This is a genomic window from Streptomyces chattanoogensis, assembly GCF_001294335.1.
GTDB classification, from domain to species: domain Bacteria; phylum Actinomycetota; class Actinomycetes; order Streptomycetales; family Streptomycetaceae; genus Streptomyces; species Streptomyces chattanoogensis.
In genome coordinates, this window is record NZ_LGKG01000164.1 from 42,420 (window position 1) to 68,261 (window position 25,842).

19 protein-coding genes and 3 pseudogenes are annotated in these 25,842 nt (G+C 68.8%); 11 read left to right on the forward strand and 11 right to left on the reverse strand.

The window, feature by feature from the left end; translation table 11 throughout:
• Positions 1-10 precede the first annotated feature (10 nt).
• The 3 genes from ADL29_RS30905 to ADL29_RS30915 form a co-directional block, all read right to left on the reverse strand.
• A complete protein-coding gene (locus tag ADL29_RS30905) occupies positions 11-1,372 on the reverse strand; it encodes a hypothetical protein (RefSeq protein ID WP_053926857.1) in 1,362 nt (453 codons plus the stop codon).
• Positions 1,369-4,866: a hypothetical protein gene (locus tag ADL29_RS30910; RefSeq protein ID WP_053926858.1), complete on the reverse strand. Its 3,498-nt coding sequence runs from the start codon at positions 4,864-4,866 to the stop codon at positions 1,369-1,371. Before ADL29_RS30910 ends, ADL29_RS30905 begins: the two co-directional genes overlap by 4 nt.
• Positions 4,867-4,943: 77 nt before the next feature.
• Positions 4,944-5,288 carry a hypothetical protein gene (locus tag ADL29_RS30915; protein ID WP_053926859.1) on the reverse strand — a complete coding sequence of 115 codons (345 nt, stop codon included), beginning with the start codon at positions 5,286-5,288 and terminating at the stop codon, positions 4,944-4,946.
• 772 nt (positions 5,289-6,060) lie between these two features.
• On the opposite strand from ADL29_RS30915, the gene ADL29_RS30920 reads away from it, so the two are divergent.
• Positions 6,061-7,722 carry a sensor histidine kinase gene (locus tag ADL29_RS30920; protein ID WP_425424296.1) on the forward strand — a complete coding sequence of 554 codons (1,662 nt, stop codon included), beginning with the start codon at positions 6,061-6,063 and terminating at the stop codon, positions 7,720-7,722.
• 102 nt (positions 7,723-7,824) lie between these two features.
• Here ADL29_RS30920 and ADL29_RS30925 read toward each other — a convergent pair whose 3' ends face one another.
• Positions 7,825-8,559: a response regulator transcription factor gene (locus ADL29_RS30925; protein ID WP_053926860.1), complete on the reverse strand. Its 735-nt coding sequence runs from the start codon at positions 8,557-8,559 to the stop codon at positions 7,825-7,827.
• A gap of 165 nt (positions 8,560-8,724) precedes the next feature.
• On the opposite strand from ADL29_RS30925, the gene ADL29_RS30930 reads away from it, so the two are divergent.
• The 6 genes and pseudogenes from ADL29_RS30930 (at position 8,725) to ADL29_RS30950 (ending at position 16,903) form a co-directional block, all read left to right on the forward strand.
• Entirely contained in the window at positions 8,725-10,092 is a 1,368-nt protein-coding gene (locus tag ADL29_RS30930; RefSeq protein ID WP_078971422.1) for a globin domain-containing protein, read from the forward strand.
• A 587-nt stretch (positions 10,093-10,679) separates the two neighbouring features.
• The gene (locus tag ADL29_RS30935; RefSeq protein WP_053926861.1) at positions 10,680-11,468 is read left to right on the forward strand and encodes an ATP nucleotide 3'-pyrophosphokinase; all 789 of its coding nucleotides are present in this window, start codon (positions 10,680-10,682) and stop codon (positions 11,466-11,468) included.
• A 147-nt stretch (positions 11,469-11,615) separates the two neighbouring features.
• A pseudogene (locus ADL29_RS41920) lies at positions 11,616-11,998 on the forward strand (SDR family NAD(P)-dependent oxidoreductase); the annotation flags it as partial.
• 330 nt (positions 11,999-12,328) lie between these two features.
• Positions 12,329-14,581, forward strand: coding sequence for a serine/threonine-protein kinase (locus ADL29_RS30940; RefSeq protein WP_053926862.1), 2,253 nt, complete (start codon positions 12,329-12,331; stop codon positions 14,579-14,581).
• Positions 14,582-14,919: 338 nt separating this feature from the next.
• Positions 14,920-16,149, forward strand: coding sequence for a hypothetical protein (locus ADL29_RS30945; protein WP_053926863.1), 1,230 nt, complete (start codon positions 14,920-14,922; stop codon positions 16,147-16,149).
• Entirely contained in the window at positions 16,133-16,903 is a 771-nt protein-coding gene (locus ADL29_RS30950) for an alpha-ketoglutarate-dependent dioxygenase AlkB (protein WP_053926864.1), read from the forward strand. The genes ADL29_RS30945 and ADL29_RS30950 overlap by 17 nt, the downstream gene beginning before the upstream one ends.
• A gap of 132 nt (positions 16,904-17,035) precedes the next feature.
• On the opposite strand, the gene ADL29_RS30955 is transcribed toward ADL29_RS30950, so the two are convergent.
• The 3 genes from ADL29_RS30955 to ADL29_RS46140 all read right to left on the reverse strand — a co-directional run bounded on the left by ADL29_RS30955 (position 17,036) and on the right by ADL29_RS46140 (position 20,174).
• On the reverse strand, positions 17,036-18,349 hold the full coding sequence (locus ADL29_RS30955; RefSeq protein ID WP_078971423.1) for a cytochrome P450: 1,314 nt from the start codon (positions 18,347-18,349) through the stop codon (positions 17,036-17,038).
• 277 nt (positions 18,350-18,626) lie between these two features.
• Complete coding sequence (locus tag ADL29_RS30960; protein ID WP_211274424.1) at positions 18,627-19,544, reverse strand: endo-beta-N-acetylglucosaminidase H; 918 nt, start codon at positions 19,542-19,544, stop codon at positions 18,627-18,629.
• A gap of 501 nt (positions 19,545-20,045) precedes the next feature.
• Positions 20,046-20,174 carry a hypothetical protein gene (locus ADL29_RS46140; RefSeq protein WP_281181984.1) on the reverse strand — a complete coding sequence of 43 codons (129 nt, stop codon included), beginning with the start codon at positions 20,172-20,174 and terminating at the stop codon, positions 20,046-20,048.
• A gap of 89 nt (positions 20,175-20,263) precedes the next feature.
• Here ADL29_RS46140 and ADL29_RS30965 point away from each other — a divergent pair, with 89 nt between their 5' ends.
• Positions 20,264-20,461, forward strand: a complete 198-nt coding sequence (locus tag ADL29_RS30965; protein ID WP_053926867.1) for a hypothetical protein — start codon at positions 20,264-20,266, stop codon at positions 20,459-20,461.
• A 399-nt stretch (positions 20,462-20,860) separates the two neighbouring features.
• Positions 20,861-21,049, forward strand: coding sequence for a hypothetical protein (locus ADL29_RS30970; protein WP_063788573.1), 189 nt, complete (start codon positions 20,861-20,863; stop codon positions 21,047-21,049).
• A gap of 102 nt (positions 21,050-21,151) precedes the next feature.
• Here ADL29_RS30970 and ADL29_RS30975 read toward each other — a convergent pair whose 3' ends face one another.
• Entirely contained in the window at positions 21,152-22,108 is a 957-nt protein-coding gene (locus ADL29_RS30975) for an NAD-dependent epimerase/dehydratase family protein (protein ID WP_053926868.1), read from the reverse strand.
• Positions 22,109-22,309: 201 nt separating this feature from the next.
• On the opposite strand from ADL29_RS30975, the gene ADL29_RS30980 reads away from it, so the two are divergent.
• Complete coding sequence (locus ADL29_RS30980; protein ID WP_053926869.1) at positions 22,310-23,020, forward strand: TetR/AcrR family transcriptional regulator; 711 nt, start codon at positions 22,310-22,312, stop codon at positions 23,018-23,020.
• Positions 23,021-23,103: 83 nt separating this feature from the next.
• On the opposite strand, the pseudogene ADL29_RS45640 reads toward ADL29_RS30980, so the two are convergent.
• Positions 23,104-23,386 (reverse strand): annotated as a pseudogene (locus ADL29_RS45640) (nuclear transport factor 2 family protein); the annotation flags it as partial.
• Between the two features lie 475 nt (positions 23,387-23,861).
• Here ADL29_RS45640 and ADL29_RS30985 point away from each other — a divergent pair.
• The gene (locus tag ADL29_RS30985) at positions 23,862-24,683 is read left to right on the forward strand and encodes a class I SAM-dependent methyltransferase (protein WP_053926892.1); all 822 of its coding nucleotides are present in this window, start codon (positions 23,862-23,864) and stop codon (positions 24,681-24,683) included.
• Here ADL29_RS30985 and ADL29_RS46755 read toward each other — a convergent pair.
• Both ADL29_RS46755 and ADL29_RS30990 read right to left on the reverse strand, forming a co-directional pair.
• A pseudogene (locus tag ADL29_RS46755) lies at positions 24,631-24,938 on the reverse strand (aldo/keto reductase); the annotation flags it as partial. The gene ADL29_RS30985 and the pseudogene ADL29_RS46755 sit on opposite strands and share 53 nt — an antisense overlap.
• 98 nt (positions 24,939-25,036) lie before the next feature.
• A complete protein-coding gene (locus ADL29_RS30990) occupies positions 25,037-25,810 on the reverse strand; it encodes a hypothetical protein (RefSeq protein ID WP_053926870.1) in 774 nt (257 codons plus the stop codon).
• Positions 25,811-25,842: the final 32 nt, after the last annotated feature.

Below are 25,842 nucleotides of genomic sequence, written 5' to 3' on the forward strand. Positions count from 1 at the left end.
GGCCTTTCCGCTATACCTCGATGACGATGGGCAGGTGGTCGCTGATGCTCCGGACGCGTGCCTCGTAGGACTTCCTGAACACGTCCTCTTCCGTGCCCACCGGGGGCTTGGGGTCCTCGGGAGCCTGATCTCCGCTCGGGGGCGGCAACTCGACCAGCCGCCCCATCGTGAAATGTCCGGTCGGTAGTTGGCCGTTGTTCTTGAACGGCCGGTACGGCGAACCGGCGACCGCGTTGACGATGCTCGGACCGTTGGCCCCTGGATTCGGCTTCGCATTCGCACCGTGGGCGGTGAATGCGTTGTCCAGGGCGGTGACCATCTTGTTCGTCTTCTGCATGGGCTTGCGGTCGATGTAGCGGAAGCCCGGGTAAGGCGATTCCTCTTGGTTTCCGGGCCCCCACGTCGCCTTGTCCTTGCCACGGATGATCGTGACGAAGTAGTCGCGGGAACCGTCCTTCTGATTGAGCTGACCCAGGTGGGAAGACGGATCGAGGGCAAGCTCGTACTTCTGGCTTCCCGGGGACGAGGGGGTGATAAGGGCGTGATAGCCCCCCTGTTTGTCGGGAAGGTCATCGATCGAGTCGAGATTGAAGTCGCCGATGAGGACTCTGGCTTCCGATGCGACGACGGGGGTGGCGACGTCCTTGAGCCCGGCGAGTCTTCTGAGGTAGTCCTGCTGGTCGCCGCTTGCCGGTCCGTGCACCCCGATGATATTCAGCTCGCGGGTGACCTGGTCGTTCTCGACCTCCACGAAACGCGCCCGGTACGGGTCTCGTACGGCGTCCGAGGGCTTGATCTTGTTCTTCTGATAGCTGGCGCGCAGCCCGAGACTGGTCTGCGGGGCCGCCGAGTTCTCGTACTCTGGTGGGTTCGCGATGCCTCTGACCTGCTGAAGATATGTGGTCACGCACGGGTCGAGTTTCCTCTCCCCCACCACCTTGCGGGCATAATTCTTACCGAAGGACACATCCTTCTGAGGGCGCCCCGGAGGAGGGGAATCTCCCGGCTTGTTCCCCTGCGAGAATTTCGGTCCGGTGAAGAACCGCTTCCGACCGCTGGGGTCCAGTGCCAGGTAGAGCATGGCGACCCCGCCGTTTCCGCCGCAGTTGAACGGGGGGATGAGTCGCCAGTTGGAGTCTTCCTTCGCCAACTTCGCCTGGAGGTCGAGGCAGGCCGCGTGGTTGTCGATCAGCTGGCCGTTTTTTGTCCCGGCAATTTCGACCAGGACAATGATGTGGGGCTGAACAGCCTTGATGACGCCCAGTACGTAGGCCTGGTACTCGTTCCTCATGTGCTTGGGGGTACTGGTCCCCGGGCTGTTTTCGCCGAAGTTCTCGATGTTCCAGCTCAGAATCCGCGTCGGTGCCGTCACGGTGCACTCCCCACCGCCACGCTCTGCGGCTTCTTCTTGCGGTACGCGGCGTACCAGCCGAGGCTGCCCTTGCCGGCCGGGTCGCCGAAGAGGAAGAAGTTGATGCTGGCGCCTGGTGGGAGTTTGGCGATGCCGAGAAAGCTCAGCCCGGCGTTGGAAAGGCGGAGCGTGAACAGCTTGGAGGTCTTCTCGTATTGCAGGGCAAGGCCGCTGATCGACACCTTGAGCACACCTTCGAGGGACAGCGTCTTGGCGCCGGGCGCGGTGCCGGGCAGGCGGAGACCGACGAACGCGGAGTGCCGCGGGTCGCCCGCCCGGGACTGCGGTGACCAGGCCAGCAGCATCGACGAGCTGAACCCGGCCTTGGCCGCGAGCGCACCGGCCGTCCCCATGGTGACCTTGGTGACGATGCCGTACCACGGTCCGTCGAGTTCCTGGACCACAGGTCCGATCGCGACCGGCAGAAATCCGTACCCGGCGGGCCGCTTGCCGGCGGGCGCGGCCACGAACCCGTCGGGCTGCAGGGCGAATTGCGAGAACAGTCCGCCCTCGCGGGGCCGGCTCGACGCGGTGTCGAAGGCGAGCCCCGAGGGGTCGAAGCGGAAGCTGACGGCGTTGGGGGTGGCGGTGGGCGAGGTGAGGTCGACCTGCAGGTGGGAGAAGGCCAGGCCCTGCCCGGACGGCGGGGCGCCGACCGGCGGGCTGCCGAACGACAGCATGTCGAATGCGGAGCCGTCGCCGCTGGTCAGCGCGGCGAAGTCGAGTGAGCCCCAGATCAGGAAACGGCTGCGGATCTCGTGCTGGTCCGCGCTGACGGTGTTGAATTGGACCCGGTCGAAGGCGACTGCCTGCAGGACGTTGCTGTCGAGGGTGAAGACCGTCGGGGCGTCGGTCTCCATGACGTAGGTGGCCCGGCCGCCCTGACTTTGGTAACGGCCCTTCAGCACCACCGCGTTGGACGCCACCGGCCGTGTTCCGTACGAGGTGGCGGTCACCTGCGATCCGAACAGTTCGCCGGCGGTGAGCTGCGCCCGGCTGCGGAAGTCGGCGAGCGCGGCGTTGTGGAAGAGAGCCTGGAGCTGCAGGACCCGGAATGCGTACCCCTGGACCCCGTCCGGTGTCACCAGCGGCAGGTCCGGGTCGGCTCCGGCGCCCACGCTCGCGCGGAATTCGGGTGTCCGGTAGTCGATGAGGGCGAACAGGCTGCTGTCGCCGGTGATGCCGATGCTGCCTCCGGTGGCCGCGACGGGCGTGACGGTGATGCCGAAGTGGTGGGCCCGGAACTGACTGAAGTCGATCCCGGCGGACAGCCCGCGGATCTGCTCGGGCAGTCCGGAGGGGTCGATGCGGGCCCCCAGGACGAGGACGCCCCGCCAGTTCGGGTCCTGGACATGGCGCGCGAAGTCGGCGTACAGGGTGTTGCCGCGTCCCGCCTCGTCGATGGCCTCCGCGAGGTACCCCTGGAGCCACTGGGACAGCGTGCCGACGGCCTGCTCGTCGCCCGCCGCGGTGTCGCGGTGCGCGGACACGGAACCGGGCAGCAGGGAGAAGTCGGCCGTGTCGGTCCACTTGGCGGGATGCCGTACGCGGTCGAGGACGGAGCCGTCGCAGAACTTGAAGATCACCACATTGCGGAAATCACCCAGGGCGGATCCCTTGCCGACGTCGGCGTGCATCGTCCAGCCGCCGATGGTGACGGAGTTGCGGAACATCGCGCCGCCCTCCGGCGCCTGCTCCCGGCCCGTCGCCATGGTGCCGAAGGGCGCGGGGTTCACGGCGACGGCGAAGACCTGATTGGCCTGGAGCAGGTTCACCATCGCCTGGGTGGGGGCGGACAGCGCCAGGTCCGCGGGGTGCGGGCCTGCGCTTCCGGTCCGGGCCAGTGTCACCGCCCGGTAGGTGCTGCCGGACAGCTCGACCAGGAACCCCTGCGGGCTCGTCGCCCTGATGGTGTCTTCCACGGCGTCGGCCACCGGGGCCGGCGAGCCGCTCCGCACCGCGACGGCACGAACGGCGGCCTTCCGCAGGGGCGACAGGATCTGGCTTTCGAAAGGGGCCAGTTCGTCGGCCGGAAAGCCGTCCGGGACGGTCCCGAGACCGGCATAGGGGACCAGCGGTACGCCGAACCCGGGAGAACCGGGGAGGAGGGTGCCGATCTCCCGCAGCGGCAGCACCTCTCCGCCACCGACCTTCGCACCGCTCCCGTACAGCGGCGCACTCTCGGGCTGGGTACGGTGCTCCGCGCTGCCCCCCTCGGCCGGCACCACCGTCACATACGAGGTCCGGCAGCGGTCCGACAACCGCGCGGCCAGCTCTCCCGGTTCGATCGCCGATGCCTGCTGGTAGGGGAACCGCGCCGCATAGGCCGCCCGGCCGGGTACGAAGCGGAACCGGTCGCAGTCCTGGTCCGATCCGGACGGCCAGGAGCGGAAGGTCATCCGGTCCAGCCCGTAGAGGCCGCAGAGCAGTTCGTGGGAGGTGCCCGGCGACGTCTCGTCCGCGACAGCCGGTGCCCAGTCGCCCGCGTAAGTGACGTAGAGCGAAGAGACGTTGGCACTCTCCTCGGTCCTCTGGAGTACCAACGATCCGGCGTACGACCGGAGTTCGTCCACTTCCCCGCCGATCGGCAGCAGGTCGATGGCGCGCCCCGTGGCGGTACGGAAATGGCTGGGCACCCGGAGAGCGGGGTTCGAGGAGGGCGTGAGAAAGGAGCGCAGCCGGCCGGTCGCGACGTCCGTGAGCGGCGAGGTGTTGTAGGGGTCGAGGGGGTCGAAGGCGCCGCACCACGGCACACGTTCATCAGCCGTCGGGGCGAGGACGGGATAGGTCTGGGCGACGGTCTCCCCGTCCGTTCCGGGGTGCGCGTACCGGATGCCCTTCGGCAGGTCGCGGAACGAGCCGAGCAGCGGCATCGTTCCCGAGGAGAGCAGGAAGCAGCCGGCGAGCGGCCCGGAGAAGGGGATTCCGCCCTTGGTGGCGAGGGGGCAGGAGTCGTCGTCGTTGCCCTTGCCTCCGAAGCGGATACCCGGGTCCGGGGAAAGGGCGAGGACCGCGGGGTGGTCGTCGCCGATGCTGAGAGCAGTGCCGGACGGAACGCCGAAGAGGTATCCGCTCCCCAGGTTCTGTGACCAGTCGTCGGTGGTCTGTGGGTACGGGTCCGGCCTCAGGCGGAGGAAGTACGCGACGTCGATTCCGTGCTCCGCCAGCTGTGGCCTGATCCAGAGGCAGTACCACTTGTCCGCGGCGAACTCCCGTACGGCAGAGATGAATGCGTCAATGCTGTCCTGGTGATGTTCTTCGTACGGCACCTGCGATGCGAACAGATAGTGTGCGTGAGATCTAAGGGAGCGCCTCACCGGGATTGTTTCCTCCGGTGCGGGTTCCTCGGGGAGTAAGAGCCCGCGCCAGCCCAGCTCGTTCGGCCCGGAGGGCAGAGCATAGAGAAGCGTCTGGCCGACACGGGTGAAGGAGAGTTCCTCGTCGTTCGCCGTCATTTCCGTATGCCCTGCCGTTTCTGCGCTTTCCGGTTATGCCCCTGATCTCGGGAGGCGGAGGCGAGTCCGCGACCGGCTCATTCGCCCTCGAGGTTCCAGTAGCGGAAGGTTCGCGCGTGCAGGTGAGTTCCCATCGGGTTGCTGATCTTCATGTCGTAGTAGAGGTGACCCTGGCGCCGCTCGGTGGGGATGTAGAGGCGGAAGAGGGCGCCCTTGTTGACGACGATTTCTCCGTCGACCGTCAGGTCGTCGGTCGTCTCGTCCACGGGCTGCGACTGGGTGAGCTTGGTGGTCCACAGGCGCTGCTTCGAGTCGAAAATCTCGATCAGCACCTCCTGCGGACCGTCCTTCTTCACCGTGGACTGGATCCAGATGCGATCTGTCACATCCTCACGCTTGGGTCCCCACTGACTGTCGGCCATGGAATACTCCTTCGGACTCACGGGGGGGGATGGCATGGCGATGACACCCCGCCGAGAAAAGGGCAGAGCATTCGCCAGCATTTTGAATAGCAGATGGCATATGCGCTTGTCATGACGACATTGCTTCGCCGCCATGAATTGACTTCAATGCAGGAATGCCATGCCAGCGCGCGGCGTGAATGCGGGGCCAGCACCTGAAACCGCCTCCGGCCGCGGTGCCCCCTCCGCCCCCCCCCCCCCCCCCCCCCCCCCCCCCCCCCCCCCCCCCCCCCCCCGCCCGGGGGGGACCGGTCAGAAATCGCTGCCTGAGCTGGTTGGCTTCGCTGTTCAGGGCATGGTGGGGGTGCATGAGGCCGGTCTGTGGGCGGCCGGGCAGGAGCCGGTGTTCGCGTGCAGGTGGCTGGTCGGTGCTGCGGGCCGGTTCGCCGGCGCCGGGAAGAGCCATCGGTACGGGGAGACCGGCCCTTCCCGGCAGACACATCGTCAACCGGCGACCTTTGTGTACCCCAGGGCCGAACAGCCCCCTTTCGGACCACGACCGGCTCTCGGTGGCGGGTCGGCCGGCCCCCTTGCGGAGCCCTTCGGATGGCCGGTCGGTGCCGGTGCCCGCCGGCGCTGCCGCGCTGATCACGTACGCTGCCGAGCAGACGTTCGGGATCTTTGGAGCAGCACGGTCATGTCGGAATCGCAGCAGTACGCACCGGCCGCGAGCGGTCCGCACGGGCCGCAGCTCCACGCGCCGGGCCGGGTGCGCAGCCTGCTCGACGCCGTGATGAGCCTGGGGCGGGGGCTCGAACTCCCGCAAGTGCTCAGGGGCATCGTGGAGGCGGCGGTCACCCTCACCGACGCGGAATACGGCGCGCTCGGCGTGGTCGGGGACGGGCAGCTGTCCCAGTTCCTGCCCGTCGGGATGTCCGACGAGCTCATCGGGCTGATCGGCCGGACGCCGTGCGGTCGCGGCATCCTCGGGGAGTTGATCCGCAACCCGGCGCCACTGCGGCTCACCGACCTGACCAAGCATCCGCGCAGCCATGGCTTTCCGGCCAACCATCCTCCGATGCGGACCTTCCTGGGGGTGCCGGTCCGGGTCCGCGACGAGGTGTTCGGCAACCTCTACCTCACCGAGAAGCGCGGCGGCGGCTCGTTCGACACGGACGACGAGGCCGTGTTGACCACGTTGTCCATCGCGGCGGGGGTAGCGATCGACAACGCCCGCATGTACCACGAGAGCCGCCGCCGCGAACGGTGGTTGGAGGCACTGAGCGAGATCACCCGCAGCTTGCTGTCCGGTACCGACGCCGACGAGGTGCTGCGGCTGATCGCCGAGCGCGCGCAGGAGGTCGCCGGCGCGGACAGCGCGGCGGTCCTGCTGCCGGCGTCCTCGTCCGCGGACCAACTGACGGTGGCGGTGGCGTGCGGTTCGGGCGCGAGCCGGATACTGGGGCTGCGCGTGCCCACCGGCGGTTCACTGCCCGGACTGGCCGTCCGCAGCGGCCGGCCCGTGGTCAGTGCCGATCTACGGGCCGACCCACGGGCGTACCCGCTGGGCCCGGGCGCCCCCGGCACCGAGGCCGTGCACCCGCCCAAGGGAGAGGAACCGCACGGCGCCGCGCTGACCGACGAGCCCCCACAGACGCACGGGCCGACGGTCGCCGTCCCGCTCCAGGTGGACACCGGCTGCGGCGCACTGCGGCTGAGCCGCCTGACCGGGCGGCCCGCCTTCGACGACGCCGAGGTCACCCTGATTTCGGGCTTCGCCGACCAGGCTGTGATCGCCTTGGAACTCGCCCGCCGGCGAGCCGAGTCGGAGGAGCTGACGGTTCTTCACGACCGTGACCGGATCGCTCGGGACCTGCACGACCTCGCCATCCAGCGGCTGTTCGCGACCGGCATCACCCTGCAGAGCGCGACCCGGCTGATCGACCGTCCGGAGGCCGCCGAACGGGTGGGCCGCGCGGTCAACGACCTGGACACCACCATCAAGATCATCCGGTCCACGATCTTCGGACTGCGCACCACCGGGGGCACCACCGGGGACGGCACCGGTGGCCGTGGTCTGCGCCGCGACCTGACCGAGACCCTCCAGCGGGCGGCCGGCCCCCTCGGCTTCAGCCCCGCCCTGCGGATCGACGGCCCGGTGGACGCCGCGGTCTCCGACGGCCTGTCCCAGCACCTCGTGGCGGTGACCGCGGAGGCCCTCAGCAACGCCGCCCGCCACGCCCACGCCCGCCACCTGGACGTCACGCTGTCGGTAACCGCGGACGCGGTGACGCTGACAGTGACGGACGACGGGGTGGGGGTCGGGGACGCACCGCACACCGGAGGACTGGCCAACATGCAGGCCCGAGCCGACATGCACGGTGGCCGGCTGGCCGTCGAGAGGCCGGAGTGCGGTGGCACCCGCATCGTGTGGCGGGCGCCGCTGCCCGACTGACCTGGTCGGTTCCGGTGCCGTACACGGTCGCGCCGGGGCACCGCTCGGCTCGCGGCGCACCGGGAGTGGCGGGTCAGGCCCTGGAGGTTCCTGGTGCCGCGGTCACGCCCGTGGCCCCTTCAGCCGTTCGACGACCATCGCCGCCTGGACCCGGCGGCCCACCCCCAGCTTGGACAGGATCGCGGACACCCGGTTCTTGACCGTCTTCTCCGAGAGGAACAGCCGGTCCGCAATCTGACGATTCGTCAAACCCTCGCCGATCAGGTCCAGCACCTCCCGCTCTCGCGGTGAGAGCCGGCCGAGTTCGGATGTCTCCGCCTCCGTCGCCTGGGCCCGGCCGGGGTCGCGCAGCCGCTCCATCACCCGCGTCGCGGTGCGCGGATCCAGCATCGACTGCCCCGCCGCGACCGTGCGGATCGCGTGCACCAGCGCAGTGCCGTCGATCTGCTTGAGTACGTAGCCGGCCGCCCCGGCCATGATGGCGTCGAACAGCGCCTCGTCGTCGTCGAAGGACGTCAGCATCAGGCAGGCCAGATCCGGCACACGGGCCCGTAACTCCCGGCAGACCTCGATCCCTTCGTGGTCGCCGTCGGGTCCGTCGGTGCCGCCCAGCCGGACGTCGAGGACGGCCACCTGCGGACGGATCGCCGGCACCCGGGCGAGGGCCTGCCGGGCGTCCCCCGCCTCCCCCACGACCTCGATGTCCTCCTCGGCCTCCAGTAGGTCCCGCACACCGCGGCGGACCACCTCGTGGTCGTCGAGGATGAAGACGCGCAGCGGCATACCGGGGGCGGCGACGGGGGCGGCGGGGGCAGGGTGAACAGGCTGCTGGTTCATGCACTCTCGCTCTGTGTTCTCGCGGTTCGGCGGGGCACAAGGGTCCCGGCCACGAGGTTCGTCGGGTTCGGTGGCCCGCGCAAGGGCCGAACGGCCCCGGGACCGGGGCCGTTCGGGCAAGGAACCGGGTTGCGAGACTGGCACTCCCGTCAGGAGGTCGATTCCATGCAGCAGTCCCACCAGCCCGCACATTCCGCTTCTCACGTTCCGTCCGGGCGGTCCGGCGCGGGCACCGTCGGCGGCGAGTACCACGCCCTGCTCGCCCGGCACGACGCCATGCGGCTGCGCCGGCGCATCCTCAGCCAAGGCGGGGCAACCGCGCCGGACTCAACGCCCGCTTCCTACGACGGCGCCGCGGACCAGCAGCTGATCACCCAGTACCTCGGCCTGGTCACGCCGTTCGGCGACCTGATCGCCCGCCTCTACGACGAGATGTTCGCCCGGTGGCCCTACCTGCGGTCGCTGTTTCCCGAGGGCATGGACTTCCAGCGTGCCCATCTGGCCCGCGCCTTCTGGTACCTGATCGAGAATCTGCACCGCCCCGCAGAGGTGGCCGCCTACTTCCGGCAGCTCGGCCATGACCACCGCAAGCTCGGGGTGCGTCCGGTGCACTACGAGGCGTTCGAGGCGGCACTGTGCGCGGCGCTGCGGAGCACCGCCGGACCCCGCTGGGCCGAGGCGGCGGAACAGGCATGGGTGCGGATGTTACGGTTCGCCGTCGCGTCGATGGTCGACGGCGCCGACGCCGCGCTCGCCGAACCCCCGTGCTGGCAGGGCACGGTCACCGCCCATCAGCGGCGCAGCCCGGACCTCGCGGTGCTGCGGATCCGGCTGCCCGAGCCGTACCCGTACCGGGCCGGCCAGTTCGCGGCGGTCGAGTCCCCACTGATTCCCCAGGCGTGGCGGCACTACTCCCTCGCGTCGGCGCCGGGGCCCGGCGGCGAGGTGGAACTCCACGTTCGATGCACCGGTCCCGGCGGAGTCAGCGAGGCCCTGGTCAGCGGCACCCGGGTCGGCGACATCCTGCGCCTGGGCCCGGCGCACGGCACGATGACACTCCGGGAGGAAGACCGCTCCCGCGACCTGCTGATGGTGGCGGGCGGCACGGGCTGGGCGCCGATCAAGGCGCTGCTCGAGGAGTGGGTGGGCCGTCGCCGCGGGACCGGTGGTCTTCCGCAGCGCCCGGCCGGCCGGGTGGACCTCTTCGTCGGCGCCCGCAGTCGCGCCGAGCTGTATGACGTCGCGGCGCTGACCCGGTTGGCGGCACGCCACGACCGGTTGAGGGTGGTCCAGGTACTGGACGTGGACGTCGTACCGGAGAACGTCGGCCCGCCGGCCGCGTACAGTCCGCTGGCCGAGGCGGTGGCGCGGCACGGGCAGCGGTCGCATCACTGCGCCTTTGTCAGTGGTCCGCCGGCCATGGTCGGTGCCACGGTCGCGCGGCTGACCGCGGCCGGCATGCCGGCCGACCACATCCGCCACGACCCGGTGCCCGCCCCGCTGATCCCGCCGGCCGACGGCCGCGCGGCGTAGACGTCTCTACGCGCTGGCGGTGCCGCAGTTCCAGCAGAGCGATCGCCCTGCCCCGGGTGCTGGTGGCCCCGAGCCCCGTGTCGGTGGCCATGGGCAGATCAGGCGGTACTTCACTCCGGCGGGTGCGTACTGACTTCCTTCGATGTCATCAAGCGGCTCCCCCTCCGCGCCCTCCAGGCGGGCGACGAAATCAGCGCCCGGACATCGCGACCCCCGACATTCAGGGCGCGGATATCAGATGGGGACCACTTCGACCACCGAGTCCAGCAGTTCGCGGAGCTCTCAGGGAACCCCACGCGTCTTCTGAGCCCGCCCGCGGGTCACCGTCCGCGATCCATACCGCGCGACCGCTCGTCTACGAGGAAGGGCACACGCCGAACGGACGCCCGAACCTGCATATCTTCTATGCCTTCAGACTTTCCACCAGAACGGGCTACACGAGATCTCCGCCCCAACTGTTTGAATAATGGGGCAATCAAAACACCCTGCGCCGGGCGCGGAATAACTCCGCCCTGGAGAGCCAGGATCCCTTCCGGATCACATGGCAGTGGCATGGGTGCCGTGTCTGGGAAGGAGCGCCGCAGACGATGAGGATCACCACCAAGCTGTCCCGGGCCGTCACCGCCCTCGCCCTGAGCGCCATTGTGGGACTGGGCCTGGCGAACGGGGCGCAGGCCGCGTCAGCACAGGACAACACGGCCCACCCCAGCGCCCGTTCGGCCACCGAGGGCGGCGGTTGGCAGGGTGAGGGCGGGCTGTCGTTGAGCCCGGCGGACAATGCGCGCGTGGACGCCTATCTGGAGCAGGCCAAGAAGGCGGAGCGGTCCATCAGCCCGCAGGTGCGGGCGGCCGCGGTGCTCAGCGCCGCCGAGGTCATCGGCTTCGACCGCCGCCTGAAGTCCCCGGATTCGCTCAAGCGCAAGGTCGCCACCTCGATGAGGGAGAACCCGGGCCAGAACGTCGGCGAGGCCCTGGCGAGAATCAGCGACTCGGTGCGCTACACCCTGCAGTGGCCCGACGACCGCTACAGCGTCGGTGTCACCATCGCCTCGCACACCCTCGCGGCCTGGGGCAACGACAGCACCAAATGGACGAACCGCTGGAACGGCGGGAAGGGCTACAAGGGGCTCAACACCGGCTGGCACGCACCACATTCCGGACATTCGTTCGAGATCCAGTTCCACACTCCGACGAGCAAGTGGGCACAGGAGGAGACACACAAGCTGTACGAGGAGCAGCGACTGCCCACCACCACACCCGAGCGCGCCAAGGAACTCCAGGAACAGCAGGACTCGATCTTCGCAATGGTTCCCGTCCCGCCCGGCGCCGACCGCTTGACCGCTCCCCGCGTGCCAGTCACCGCCTCCCGTCGTTGATCCGCTCGCCCAGCACAGGGCCTCGAAGCAGGTCAAGGCGGGCTTCAGTCCAGATGGGACACCCGGCGGAGGCCGACGAGTCTCCCCCGCCGGCGGGGGGGGGTGTTCGCTCAGCGGCACACGTGAGTTCCTCAGAACTTCGCAGGCTCCTTCTTCTGCACCCGCGAAGCCTTCCGGGCCATCAAGGCCCGCAGTGGCGGAGCCATCGTCGGCACAGGCTCCTGCACCTGCACCGTCGCTCTGCGCAAAGGCGCCGCCTACAGCGCGTCGAAGGGCGCTCGGGCCCAGCTGACCAAGGTTCTCGCCGTTGAGGGCGGGTCACTGAGCATCCGCGCCAGCATCGTTGCCGCAGGCGTTATCGAGACTGATCTCCTCGACACGATCCACTCCGACAGCCGCGCGTACCTGGCGTCCTTCGCCGACGCGCAACCCTGGGCCGAGTGGCACAGCCCGAAGAGATCGCGGAGGTCCTGTGCTTCCTCGCCTCACCACGCTCCAGCTTCATCACAGGAGCCGTGGTCGCGGCTGACGGCGGCTTCACCGCGGTCCGGTGCCGCATCAGGCAATGTGTCTGTGACGACCCGCAAGCGGACCCAGTATGTCGTCCGTCAGGAACTCATCGACGTCGCCTACATCCAGCGGAACAACCCGGCCGGGCCCCGAGGCGGCGATCATCGCCCGCACCGCCCCCGCGCGCAGATCGCCGCGGAGAGGAGGCAGCACTGCGAGGAGGTGCTGCAGAAACTGACGGAGCGGCAGGAATGTCAGGCACAGGCGCTGGAGCGGCTAGTTTGTCTGTGCAGGACTGGTACGCAGGCCCGTGGTGGCAGAGGTGCACGGGGGACGAGAGGTCGGGAAGAGTGTCGCTGCGCGAAGGTGATCCAGCCGAGATCGGTGGTTATCCACTGGAGGCCCGGCTCGGCTCGGGTGGCATGGGCACGGTCTTTCTGGCCCGTACGAGTTCAGGGCGAACTGTCGCGATCAAACTGATCCACCCGCAGTTCGCGGCGGACGACGAGTTCCGCACCCGCTTCCGGCAGGAGGTGGCGGCCGCGAGGCGGGTGAGCGGCGCGTTCACCGCCGCCGTGGTCGACGCTGCCCCTGAGGCCGAGCAGCCGTGGATGGCGACGACCTATATTCAGGGGCACACGCTCTCCCGGCGCATCGCCACGAAGGGCCCGCTGAGCGGAGCGGAACTGAGGCGGCTCGCTATCGGACTGGCGGAGGCGCTGCGGGACATACACCGGGTGGGGGTCATCCACCGTGACCTGAAGCCCTCGAACGTCGTGCTCTCACCCGAGGGCCCGCGCGTCATCGACTTCGGCATTTCGCGCGCCGTGGACCAGCAGACGCTGACGATTACAGGGCGGGTCATCGGTACGCCGCCCTTCATGTCGCCCGAGCAGTTGCAGGCGCCGCGTGATGTGGGGCCGCGGTCCGATGTCTTCTCGCTGGGGACGCTGCTGGCGTACGCAGCGACGGGCCACGGGCCCTTCGACGCGGACAGCCCATACATCGTTGCGTATCAGGTGGTGCACGGGGAGCCGTTGCTGGAGGACGTGCCGGTGGCCTTGCGCACGGTCGTCGAGTCGTGCCTGGCCAAGGAGCCCAACGGACGCCCCTCGGCGGACGAACTCCTCGTGCTGCTACGGGACCTGCCGGCCGACCTCGGCCAGACCGACGCGGGGGGAGTCGACGCGGGCCGCACCCGCGACATGATCACCCAGCATCACTTCGCGACGCCGGCCACCCCGGCGCCGACTGCCCCGACCACCACCCCGGCCGGTCCCGATACGGGAAGCGCCGACACCCCCATCGGCCGCCGACCGCGTCGCCGACGGCGTCCCGTGCTCGCGGCCGCGGTCGCGGTCACGGTGGCAGCGATCGGTGGAGGAGTCGCCGCACTGACGGCGGGCGGCTTTGGGGGAAACAGCGGCGGCGACAAGGGCAACAGCCCTGCGGCGGCCCCGGGTGCCGCGCTTCCGGACGGCTTCAAGCCATGGCACAAGACCGTGCCGGGCGGTCGCGAGGACATACCCGACGAGCTGCGTTGCGTCGCGCGTGGCGACGCGCTGTTCTGCGGGGGCGGCGGTGTGATCGCGGCCCGTATCAGGGCCAGGGACGGCTCGCGGGTGTGGACGGCGAAGAGCCCGGGCGTCCCCGTCAACGGCATGTACCTGGTGGGCGCCACCGACGACACGGTACTTGGTTACCGCTTCGCCGCCCAGGACGCCCCGCAGAACCCTCGCAGCGAGGTGGTGGCCATCGACGCGAACAGCGGCCGGGAGCTGTGGTCCGTGCCGTCCGGCGCCCAGTCGACGGCTGTCACGGGTCGGACCCAGGAAGCCCTTGTGGTCGGCTCCGACGTCGTGACGGTCGACGCTTCCCACTCCCGCTTCGAGGCCCGCAACGCGCACAGCGGTCAGGTCACATGGACGTCGCCATTCCCTGCGGGCACGCAGTGCGCTCCCGTCCCGATGGGCCCACAACTCGTCGCGATGTGCGCGACGAATGCGGAGGTGGATGCCTTTGCCGTGCGCCACCCCACCCTGTACCCGGTCGACCGCGCCTCGGGGACACTGGGCAGGCCCGTCGCGGTCAACGGCCCCGCCGTGCCGATAGGCGTCGCCAACGGCAGGCTCGTACTCCTGCAAGTACACATGGGGGGACCGGACCGGGCCCGCTACAACGGGGTGGCACGGGTCGCCCCGGCCTCACGGAAGGTCACGTACTCCCGACTGGCCAAGACATACGCGGGGACACCCGGCATGGCGGACGGCACCGTCTACGTGAGCGGGCAGACCGGTCTCGTCACAGCACTCGACCCCGCGACCGGCCGGAAGAAATGGTCGCGGCAGACTAGCGTGGAGGGCGCGTCGGGTCCTGTTGCGGGAGCCGACGCACTGTATTTCAGCTCGGCCACCGGCCGGGTGGTCGCGCTGTCGCCGTCCGATGGCAAACTCCTGTGGACAACAGATCCGCAGGCCGATGGGTTGACGGGCGAGCTGGGCGCAAGCCCGCGTGTGACTCTTGCGGGGCGTGCGGTGATCGTGGCCGCGGCCAAGAACACTCTCTTCGCTTTCGACGCGCAGAAGCCGCCGAAGTCGGGCTGACCCGGGGGGGCTGGACGGCGGCTGCAACATTGCCATGGAGTACCGGGGGGAAGCTCCGCCGCCGGCACCACGTCCCAAGATCCGGGCCAGTTGCGGACCAACTCGGCTTCGCATCGGGCATTTCAGCAGCCCTGCGCGGCTGCGCGCAGCATCGTGCCGGCAGTCGTCCAGCAGAATCCGTTGCCCGCAGTCAAGCCCCGTGAGATCATCAAGGCTCAACGGTCCGTCTCCTTTCGCTTACGCTTACGCTTCGCGACGCAAATGAAAGAGTGCGGGCCGTTGCCATGTCCACGATTTCGAGTAATCGACCAAGATCCGCGAATGGCAGCGACCGTTTGATGTACACAACAGAGCCAACAGAAGCACGCATCGAGGATGCGAGCAACATCTTGGTTGCGCCTTCGGCATTGCAAGACAATGACTTGATCCGGGACTTTTTCGGGTCCACCATCACACCAGAGGTCCTTGCTTCTAGTTCGCACACCCTCGCGCAGAAGACCGTCTACCTGTGTGGCGATGTATCCGGGATCAGCGGCCGCCAACTGCATGCGGCGGACCGGGTATTCGTTGTCCGGGAGCTATCGCACGGTTACCACGAGGACGTCGACAATCCTTGGACCCTTGTCGACCTCGGCCGGGTTCCCCTCCGCGTACACGGCGCCGGCGTGTACTACCGCCGCTTTTTCGACCTTGACACCGATCACTTCGGACGGATCCGTGCCGAGCACGCGTTCCAGTCCCTGACGGAGTCCACCAAGCCTGGAACAGCTCATCGCAGCGGAATCTATCTGACGCCCGTTATACGAAACGGCGACGAACTACATTTCCGCCTGCTCCGGTGCTCCACGAATCTCTCGGGGCCGACCGAGAGCTTTCGCCCGACTGACACGCGCATCGTCGAGGCTCTGAACCGCGAGGCCGCCACCGTCTTCCGGAACCAGGCACCGCTGAATCACGTCCTCGCGCAGATCTACCACAACACCCTTGCCACGGCCGAGCGCAGACAGTCCAAGGCCAAGATATCGGCCCATGCCGACAAGACCAAGGACATGCCCGGCAATGGCATCATGGCCTTCTGCACCTTCTATGATCGGCTCGACAAGCTGCAGCCCCTGGCCGAAGACGCCTTCGACTACGGCGTGAAGGGCGCCAGCGGGCTGACCAAACTCCGCTTTCGCCTCAAGGAGCCGATCGAAGAACGCGACGGGGTCGCGCTCCCCCCGCAGTTCACCCTGACTCTCCACCCCGGCTCGGTGTTCTTCATGCCGCTGTCCACCAATCGCCTGTATACGCACGAAATCCTGCCCTCAGCGTTGGACGCCGAGTTGCTCCCGACCCGCCTGGGATACGTGGTGCGCTGTTCGAGCACCGAAGCCGTTCACAAGAACGGCCACACATTCCTCAAAGTGGCTGGAGATTTGGTGAAGCTGGGGCCACCCACACCGGCGGGCATGAACGAGCTGCGCAGGCTGTACGCCGAGGAGAACACGACCTCGTCCTTCATTGATTACGGCGACGAATTTCTCTTCAGCATGAACACGGGAGACTACGTTGCCCCCCGAGTCTAGGATCTCGAATGAGATCATCTCGTGCGCTTTGCCGACCGCGGAGAACCTCTTTGCGGAGCTGTCCGCGTCGGCTCGTTTGGAAGACGTAGGAAAAGGCCGGAAAGGCGCCGCGCTCACCAAGATCGACGAGGCGGGTGGTGTGCCTCTCGTACGTACTACCACTCGATACAGCAGCCCGACGCAGCGTTTCCGTGCGACGCACGAACGGCTGGCGCAACAGATTCAAGAACGTGCGGCGCTTCCGGTCGGCTTCAACAACGCACTCATCGAGAGCTACACGAACGCTTACAAAACCATGGGCAGCCACTCCGACCAAGCCCTCGATCTGGCCGACGAGTCGTTTATCGCCGTCTTCTCCTGCTACCAACATCCCGAAGTGAGCCCACCGAGGAAGCTGATCTTCGAATCAAAGGAATCCGATGTCGACAGGTTCGAGATCCCTCTCGCCCACAACAGTGTCGTCGCTTTTTCTGTCGACTCGAATCGGCGACTCAGGCACAAGATCGTAGTAGTCACGCCCGTCCCGACGGCGGACAACCAATGGTTGGGGGTAACTTTCCGAACGTCAAAGACCTTCGTTCGGTTTCGCGATGGCCATCCATACCTCCCGCAGGGTGCGCGCCTCACGTCGGCCGACGATGAGCAGAGGCGCGAGTTTTACCAACTAAGGCGCCGTGAGAACAATGAAACGGACTTCATCTACCCCCTGTTGACGTACACCATCAGCGAAAGCGATCTGATGCCGCCCGTCTGACCTCAAGGGCTTTTGAGTAACCCTGGATCCTTCTTCTTCGTGATCCAGCGATCTCCCATGCGCGCTGAGAGAGCAGCGAACGCAGTGCACCAGACCCCGCGACCCTTCCGGCCTGGACCCATCGGACAGGCCCTAGAGGTGCCGTGGCCGCACCATCATCCGGATCCCGTCCCGTGCCCACAGCACGAACCGTTCCACCGGCGTCACCTCGTGTCCCGGCGCGGGCCGAAAGCGCAGGCGCTTGAGGAGGACGGTCAGGACAACGTGGGCCTCGACCGTGGCCAAAGCCGCGCCCTCGCAGCTGCGTGGCCCGATCCCGAAGGGGACGTACGCGAGCCGCGGCCGCTTGGCCACCTCCTGCGGCATGAACCGCTCGGGGTCGAACCGCTCCGGCTCGGGCCAGTACTCAGGGTTCAGATGCACCGCCCAGAACGGATAGAACACCGTCGTCCCGGCCGGGATCTCGTACGGGCCCAGAACCAGGTCCTCGGTCGTCTCGCGTGCGCCGTACGGGCCGGGCGGGAACAGGCGCATCGACTCCTTGAGCACCATGTCCAGATACGTGAGCCGCCGCAGATTACCGTAATCGGGCGTGGTGCGCTCGCCCAACACCTGGTCCAGTTCGGCGGCGACGCGATCGGCCACGTCGGAATGGCGGCCCAGCAGGTGCAGGGTCCACGAGACGGCGACGCCGGTGGTGTGGTGGGCGGCGAGCAGCGTCACCATCACGGTGTCCCGGATCCGCGCCGGGCTCTGCCCGGCCTCGACGAGTGCCCCGATCAGGTCGCTGCGGTCGGTGCGGCCGCCCGAGCGGTGCGCCGCCACCACGCGGTCGACCGTCGCACGCAGATATGCAAGGGCCGCCTCGGCCCGCTCCGCCGAGCGCGGGTCGGCCCGCGGCACCTGGTAGAGCCGCCCGAGGTGCTCGGTGAGCACCTTCTCGAACGCGGCGACGACACGGTCGGTGTCGGCTTCCGCGCCGCCGAGCGCGAACCCGCAGATCATACGGAGCGACAGCGCGGTCAACTCCTTCTGCAGCTCGACGGGTTCGCCCTCGGGCTGCCCCGCCCAGCGGTCCGCGAGCTCCTGCGCCAGCTCCGTGAAGCGCGCGAAGTGCCGCTCGTGAGCAGGCCGTCCGGCGAGTACCGAGAGCAGTAGTCGGCGCCAGGGGGTGTGCTCGTCGGCGGGCAGCACTTGCAGGTTGCCTGCCTCGCACAGCGGGTCCAGGAACGCGAACAGCTCCTCGGGCCGCGTGTCGATGTGCGCCGTGGCCTCCAGAAGCACGGGATCGGCAACCGACACGGCCGTGTCCGCGCCCGGCAGTTGGAAGCGCACGACGGGTCCGTGCGCCTCGTGCAGGCGTAACTGGTACCGGTGCAGCCCGCCCGCAGCCGCAACGGCGCTCAGCCCGCCGTCCTCCTGGTGCTCGGGGCCGGGGATGCGCATCACTGTGCCTCCTCTCCCAAGGAGCATTTCACGGATCACGGAGGGGCGTTGTGCGCCGGCACCGGGCGGCTGGTGCGGCGATGACGGCCTGCGACCACGCATCCCCGGGCGCTCGAACGAAGGCGGCCATGAACCGCTGGCTGGACCGTGTGCTTCCCGTGGGCGCAGCCCGGGACGGCACTGCCCCATGGTCCCGGCACAGCAGCCGCGCCGCGGGTGGCCCTACGGGATGCGGCAAGCCCTGAGGGAGCGCCACGCGCTGGTGCGTGCGGTCGCCTTACGGCGTGTAGACGGCGTCACTGCCGTACAGCTCCCTGGTGAACGCGGACACGTCGGCGCTGCGGTCGGCACCGTCGAGGTTGTACGTGAGATAGACGCCGTACCCCTCGCTGACGGTGCGACGGGCGAGGTCGGCGACTGCACTCTGCGAGGTCCCGCCGATCTCGACGGCCGCCGGCGACAGCTTCGACTTGGGCAGTGCGATGCCGGGGACCTGCCAGGTGCCGTAGTACGGGTTCCAGGCGTAGTCGAACTTGGACGAGACGTCGACGCCGCCGTAGGAGAGACGCGACGCGGCGGGGCCGATGTTGTAGAGGCTGATGATCTTGTCCGGCATGTTCGCACGCAGCGCCGTCACCAGGTGCACGAACGAGCTGTCGTTCGGCTGGCCGGTTCCGTTGTTGCCGTACTCCGCGTACTCGTCGTCGAAGTCGATGCCGTCGAGGCCGTACTTGCCCACGGTGTCCGACAGTTGCCTCGCGAATGCCGAAGCCGCCGATTGGGACAGGAAGTTGGCAAAACCCGCGCCCTGGTGGTTGCCGAGCACCGAGAGGACGACCTTGATGCCCTTCTGCTGTAACGGCCGTATCTCCGTGGCGGCGTTGTCGAGGACGCGCTGCACGTTCTCGTTGAAGTACAGCTTCGCCGCTTTCGTGCCGGTGTCGTAGTTGATGTTCGCCGCGAAGATCACGGCTATGTCGAAGGCGTTGCCGCCGCCGTTGGCGAGGGTGTACTTGCCGACGTTCAGCATGCTGTTGTTGTTCACCTCGACGTACGCCACCGAGGTCGGCCGCTGTTTCGCGGGTGCGGGGGACGCTGCTGCGCCGACCGTGGCGGTTGCGCCGAAGGCAAGGGCCACGGCGGCCGAGAGCACGAGCGCGGCCCTCCGCACTCTGCTCCGTACCGGAGTGAACATCATTGATCGGTCTCCCATCGCATAGGTCGGCGCCCGACCTGTCCGAAGGCGCCGAGTGAGCCCTCCGAGCTTTCCGCTCCCGTGACCGAATCCCGAGAGTCCTGCCCGAACTCTTCATAGCCCCCACGCACATCGCGCCACAACCCGGTTCCTGGGCAAGGGAGTTGATGCGTCGAGATCACGGTCGATATACGTCTCCCCCTGGCCGACCACTGACGAGGGCGACGCGAGGAGCGCACACGCGCCAGAGAACAACGCGCCACCATGTAGCCGAGTGCCTCACCGCGGTGAATACCCACGCCGCCAAAGCTGCTGATGTGCGCTCCGCCCTGGTGACCGACGACCAGATCTACCGTCGCCCGTCGGGCGCTTTGGGATCACCGCCGCCTGGTGGTCGCCGCCTGGTGGTGTCCTCGCCTGACCTTCCGCGCCCCCACGAGGCGCTGTGGGAGCGGCAGCTGCAGAGCTGGCGGCCGCCTCGGCGCCGAGCAGTGTACGGACTCAGAACGACACGGTGAGGGAGATGGCGACGATGTTGGCGATGACGAAGAGGCCCGTCGCGATGGCGAAAATGCGGTGGTTGAAGCGCCGCGCCGTCGGTCGGTCCATGGGGTCGGCCAACAGCTTCATGATGTAGGTGGTGTTGGCGACACCGATCAGTACGTAGAGCAGGCTTATGAAGTGGATCTCTTCGACCAGCCTGGGAGACAGACACCATCGTGACCGACGCCTCCCGGATGCTCGACGCGGGCCACCCGGCGAGCGCTCTTCTGGGACTCACCGCCGCCTACCACGAGGATGCACAGCGCCTCCCGGACCTCCACCCCTTGTGGGCCCGCGCGTACGACGATCTCGACCGCCCTCTGTTCCGTGAACGTCTCGATGTCATGCTGGAGAACCACCACCAGGCATTCTGATGCTGTGAGGGGGACGCGTCTGAATGGTTGATGGGGTGGGTGGGTGTCGAGTCCCAAGCCGTTGCCGCTGGAGATGTCCGATCAGGAGCGCCGGGTGTTGCGGGGCTGGTCGCAGCGGCGGTTGAGATGACGGCACTGCCGAGTGCCCGAGGAGCGCTCTACAGGGACCGATGCCCACCAGGGCGAGCAGCTGCGGGGCGGGGCGGGGCGTTCCGCGAGCCCGATCGCCCCACGCTGCGCCGCTTCCGCGCGGCTGTCGGCTCGTGTCCGGAGTTGCCGTGATCTCGCTTCGGAAGGCCGTTGTCACGCATGGCTATGACGAATGCGGGTTGAACAGGCGGCCAGGCAGCCTGCCTTGGGGTTCACCGTGTGCGGGGTTCGTTGCGGAAGAGGCAGGCGGTGGCCGTGGGCAAGAGCGCCTACGCCGACCTCATCCGGACGCACGCCGGGCCGTCCGCGAAGGTTAAGTACCTCCAGGTCTCGACGACGGGCGGCAACGCGCGCAGAGTCGTACCGTTCGACAACGACGTCGACGGAGCGGCGCTTTTCGTGACCGCCTGGTCGGCGACGCCGCCCAACGCCTCCTGATACCGCTGCTGGAATTTCCGGGGGCGACGCCCCCCTCGTCGGCTCCGGCGTGCGTGGGGCGGGCCGGCCGCTCCAGGGACGCCACCGGCTCGGTGCGGCAGGTCAGTTCCGCGCGCCGGCCACCAGCGTGCGGTACCAGCCGAGTGTGGCGTCGAGCGTCGCTTCCAGCGGCGTCGGACGGAGGCCGAAGGACCGCTCGAACGCCGAGGAGTCCACGATCTGCGGCTCGGTGTGCTGGTAGAACATCTCCGCGTACTCGTCCATGAAGGTCGCGTCGAACGGCCCGAAGGGGCGGGGTTCGGTGAGCAGCACCCGCCGCAGCGGGCCGCCCACCCGCTCCTCGGTCATCGAGTGGATCTCGCGGGTGGTACGGGCGGGAGCGGTGGGCAGATGCCACACCCGGCCGTCGCCTTCCGGGTCTTCGCCGAGGGTGGCCAGCCCCTTCGCCACATCCTGGATGGCCGTGTAGCTGTGCGGGAGGTCGATGTCACCCAGCGCCAGGACCTCGCCGCCGGTCAGTGCGGGCGGGAACACCGCGCCGCCGAGCGTCGAGTTGAGCACGCCGGGGCCGACGAAGTCGGCGGACCGGCCGAGGACGACACGGGCCCGCCCCGCACGGTGAGCGGCGAGATATGCCTCGTCCAGCTGCGCCCGCATCGCTCCCTTACGGCTCGTCGCCCGCCAGGGAGTGTCCTCCGTCATCACCTCGCCGTGCGTCGGGCCGTACGGGTACATCGTGTCCAGGACGACCAGCCGTGCCCCGGTGGCCTCGACGGCGGCCAGCACCGCCTGCTGGACCCAGGGCATGACCTCGACCTGCTGGTGATAGGCGACGTTCACGCAGTGGTACACGACATCCGCGCCCTCGACGGCGGCCCGCGCCCCGTCGTGCGTGCTCACATCGGCGGCACGGCACTGCACGCCGTCGGGGGCGCCTTGCGGCGTCGAGCGGCTGACCAGCCGTACGGCGTGACCCCGGCGGGCGAGCTCGGCGGCAAGCGTGGTGCCGGCCGGGCCGGCACCCAGAACGACGTGGAGACGGTGTGCTGCAACAGACATGGCGATTCCTTCTCTCCGGGATGGCGGTGGATCGGATCAGCGGCGGGCGAGGGCGGTGGAGCGAAAGCCCTCCGCTTCACCTTCTCGCTTCTGTTAGAGACCATAACTTTTGCGATCCACCATCGCAACTGAAGTGGTGGTTACGATGAGCGAGGACCGCTCACACATGCCGTCCGCCGCCCCGCAACGCAGGAGGAGAACATGGCCGCCGAGGTACGAAGCCCCCGGGAGCGCTATCGCGAGCAGAACCGTGCGGAGATCAAGGCGGCCGCGCTGCAGCAGCTCGCCGAGGGCGGCGTCCAGGCCGTCGCGCTCACCCGGATCGCCAAGGACATGGGGCTGTCCGGGCCGGCCCTCTACCGCTACTTCGCGGGCCGGGACGATCTGCTGGGCGAGCTGATCCGGGACGCCTACAACGACGTGGCGCAGGCCATCGCGCAAGCCGACGACGCGTCCGCCCGGGAAGCGCGGGCCACCCTGCACGCCCTCGCCGGCGCCTACCGGAGCTGGGCCGTCGCACAGCCGCACCGCTATCTCCTGATCCAGGGGACGCCGCTCCCCGGTTACGCGGCTCCGCCCGACACGCTCCAGCGCGCGCGGGCCGTCCTGGGGCCGTTCCTGAAGGTGTTCGCCGCCGGTGCGCCCGCCGAGGCGCTACGGCCGGTCGTCGCCGAGATGGACGCGTGGGTACGCAAGGACGACGGCGTCGCCGACTGGGTGGCGCAGCACACCGGGCTGCCGCCACACGGCAAGGCGGCGGGCATCGCCCTCGCAGGTACGGTGCTGGCCTGGTCGCAGCTGCACGGCACGGTCGGCCTGGAGGTGTCCGGCCATTACGCCGGGATGGGGCACCGCGCATCGACCTTGCTCACCACGCAGATCAACACCCTGGCCGATTCGTTCCGGCTCTAGACCGTAGAGGGCCGTCCTTCACGGCGGTGGAACGGTTCCCGGGGTCGAGCGAGCGGGCGCGGTCGGGCGGCCTGCGGTCCTCGGCGTGCGCCTCCGAGGATTCGGTCCGCTTCGCTGCTGTCCAGCATGAGCGTCGTTTCCTCGATGCGGCGGAAGCGGCCATCGGGGCCGAACTCGCCGAAGAGGTAGACCTCGGTGCGGACGGCGGAACCGTCCTTCTTGGTGACGCTGATGGTGTGACGGTCGGCGTACAGCTTTCCGTTTTCCGTCGGTCAGTTCTTCGTGCATCTCGATGATGCCGTCGGACACGACCGTGCGGAGGTGGGTGATGTGCTCGATGAACCCGTCACGGTCGTCCCACTTGCCGGCCACATCGACGTACAGCCAGTTGCCGCGTGCCTGTGGATCACGGCTGATGTAGTACTCCCGCTCCGTTGCCGTTTACGTCGAGCTTGTCGAAGACGAGCCGCCGGTTTCCTGGGAACTTCCCAGGGCCTTCTGGAGACAGAGGAAATTCCTCGGCGTTGACAGTTCCGTCGCCCACCTCGGTGCCCGCGGTCGTACGGACGGCCGAGCCGCACCGAAGGCGAGCGCGCCCGCCCGAACGCCCCAGCAACAGAGGGGACTTCATCGCGGCTATAGCCTTCAGCGTTGGCAAGCGCCGCCTGGCAGCGAGCCCATCAGCCCGCGGAGCTGCCGAACTGCGGATCACGGACTCCCCTGTGGCGGCGTCCGCTGCGACTGCGCCGCCATCGGCGCGCCCCGGCCGGACACCGCGTACCGGCACCCGCACCGGTCGCCACAGCAGGCACACCCTGATCCTCGCGGTGATACTGGAGTGGTGCGGCATGGAGATGCCGGGCGCTACGGCGAGGACGCCTTCCGCCCAGAGGAGACCGGCGAGGCGCACCGGATCGATCTGGGTGCGCTCGCCTACGACGAGGTGACCACTGCACGGCTGAGGGCACTGGGCACCGGCCCCGGCTGGCACTGCCTGGATGTCGGGGCCGGGACCGGCACCGTGGCGCGGTGGCTGCTGGAGTCGGCGGGTGTCAGCTCCGTCCTTGCAGTGGACCGTGACACCCGGTTCCTCCCCGTGGACCGCCCGCCGGGGCTGGTGGCCCAGACTGCCGACATCACCGCACCGGACTTCGACCCCGGCCGCTTCCATCTCGTCCACGCCCGCTTCGTGCTGATGCATCTGCGCTCCTGGCGCCGCATGATCGCCAGGCTCGGTTCCCTGCTCGTCCCAGGTGGTGTCCTGGTGCTCAGCGACGCCGTCGACCTGACCACCTCCTCCGCGCCGGCCACCCCGTACACCGTGGTCATGCGCGCGATGTGGCAGGCGCTCCGGCAGACCATCGGTACGGACATCTCCTGGGTGCCGGACTACCCCTACTTCCTTCTGGAGGACGGCCTTCACTCGGTGGCCGCCGAGATCCACGTCCCTCCGCTGCTCCCGAACGGTCCGCTCAACCGCTTCTGGGCCGACACCTGGGAGCGCACCCGGTGCGCCATCCTTGCGACGGGCCAGGTCGACGAGTCAGGGATCGAACGGGCCCTGGACGCCCTGTCCTCCCCGGATTCCGCAGCCCTCTCCCCCGGCATGCTCACCACCTGGGGCTGGAAGCCCCAGCACACCGCCGGCTCCCCACACCCGTGAGGCACCACTCCACGGATGGTCGCCGGCGACGCCCCGGGATCGGGACGACGGCCGGGGACTTCGCCAACTCCCAAGCCAGGCAGGCTTACTGAGGGCTGACCCCGCGTTCCTTGGCGATGCGCGCGAAGGGGTGTGTGATGTTCCCAGGTCGCCCGCCCGGGAGATACCGCCCAGCGGGCTGTACGGCAGGAAGGCGATCCCCAGCTCAGTACACCTGCGCAGCTGGGGCTCGCTGTCGTGGCCGGCCGGCGAGAAATTCGGCACGTGCAGCTGGTATGACGAGGCCGCCCGGAATCAGGCTGTCCCATGGTGCACCGTCCAATGGCGTCCGCGCTCCCCTGCGCGGCGCACCGTCACAAGGCGTCGAGCGCGCTCACCTTCCAGCCGCCGGAGGTGTCCACGAGCGTCATCCGGACCCGGTTGAGGTCGAGGCGCGGCCCGGACACCTGAGTGCTGTTGGTGACCTGGTTCATGAAGACGAGGACGACGACCTTCTCCGGCGAGGCGGAGACCACCGATGCGGCGGGGGCTCCCCCGGCGGGGGGCTTCGCCACCGTGGCCGTGACGACGCCCCGGTACTTCTCGGCGGTGGGCGCCACCACCCTCGTGGTCGTCTTGCGGTACTTGCCCGCGAAGGACCCGGTGAGGTGGGCGCGGGCCTTCGCGAAATCGCGATCGAGGTGGCGGTAGTCGTAGGAGAGGATCTCCGGCGCGGCCTTGCGCGCGACGGCCAGGGCCTCGGTGCGCGCCTGCTGCGTCCGCCGGTCCTCCCGGTACTCCCAGCCCAGCATGGCGGCGGCGACGAGGCCCGCCACGACGAGTGCGGCCAGCACGGCGGTCACCGCACCGGAGATCCGGCGGGCGGGCTTCGCGCTCTTCTCCGCTCCGGCCTGGTCACGGACGGCGCCCTTCGCCCGCTCCGGGGCCTCGGTGTCCGTCCCGGTCGCGGAACCGGACGCCTCGTCCACCACCGCGCTCTCCGTCGCCGCCGCCTCCTCGTCGAGGGCCGACTCACGCGCTTTTTCGGCCCGCTTGGAGGCGGCGCGGGCGGCCGCCGCCACGGATCGGTGCCGGGCCGATGTGCCGGTGCCGGCGCCGGCACGGCCTCGTACGGTCGCCTTGGTCACGGTGTTTCTCCTTACTCGCCAGACGGCTGTGG

What these genes read in the sequence shown, in the direction of transcription:
- ADL29_RS30945 (WP_053926863.1), top strand. Translation starts at nt 14,920, where the DNA reads ATGTACACAACAGAGCCAACAGAAGCACGCATCGAGGATGCGAGCAAC.
- ADL29_RS30935 (WP_053926861.1), top strand. Translation starts at nt 10,680, where the DNA reads ATGAGGATCACCACCAAGCTGTCCCGGGCCGTCACCGCCCTCGCCCTG.
- ADL29_RS30915 (WP_053926859.1), bottom strand. Translation starts at nt 5,288, where the DNA reads ATGGCCGACAGTCAGTGGGGACCCAAGCGTGAGGATGTGACAGATCGC.
- ADL29_RS46140 (WP_281181984.1), bottom strand. Translation starts at nt 20,174, where the DNA reads ATGAAGCTGTTGGCCGACCCCATGGACCGACCGACGGCGCGGCGCTTC.
- ADL29_RS30910 (WP_053926858.1), bottom strand. Translation starts at nt 4,866, where the DNA reads ATGACGGCGAACGACGAGGAACTCTCCTTCACCCGTGTCGGCCAGACG.
- ADL29_RS30960 (WP_211274424.1), bottom strand. Translation starts at nt 19,544, where the DNA reads ATGTTCACTCCGGTACGGAGCAGAGTGCGGAGGGCCGCGCTCGTGCTC.
- ADL29_RS30975 (WP_053926868.1), bottom strand. Translation starts at nt 22,108, where the DNA reads ATGTCTGTTGCAGCACACCGTCTCCACGTCGTTCTGGGTGCCGGCCCG.
- ADL29_RS30980 (WP_053926869.1), top strand. Translation starts at nt 22,310, where the DNA reads ATGGCCGCCGAGGTACGAAGCCCCCGGGAGCGCTATCGCGAGCAGAAC.
- ADL29_RS30955 (WP_078971423.1), bottom strand. Translation starts at nt 18,349, where the DNA reads ATGCGCATCCCCGGCCCCGAGCACCAGGAGGACGGCGGGCTGAGCGCC.
- ADL29_RS30925 (WP_053926860.1), bottom strand. Translation starts at nt 8,559, where the DNA reads ATGAACCAGCAGCCTGTTCACCCTGCCCCCGCCGCCCCCGTCGCCGCC.
- ADL29_RS30930 (WP_078971422.1), top strand. Translation starts at nt 8,725, where the DNA reads ATGCAGCAGTCCCACCAGCCCGCACATTCCGCTTCTCACGTTCCGTCC.
- ADL29_RS30920 (WP_425424296.1), top strand. Translation starts at nt 6,061, where the DNA reads ATGAGCCTGGGGCGGGGGCTCGAACTCCCGCAAGTGCTCAGGGGCATC.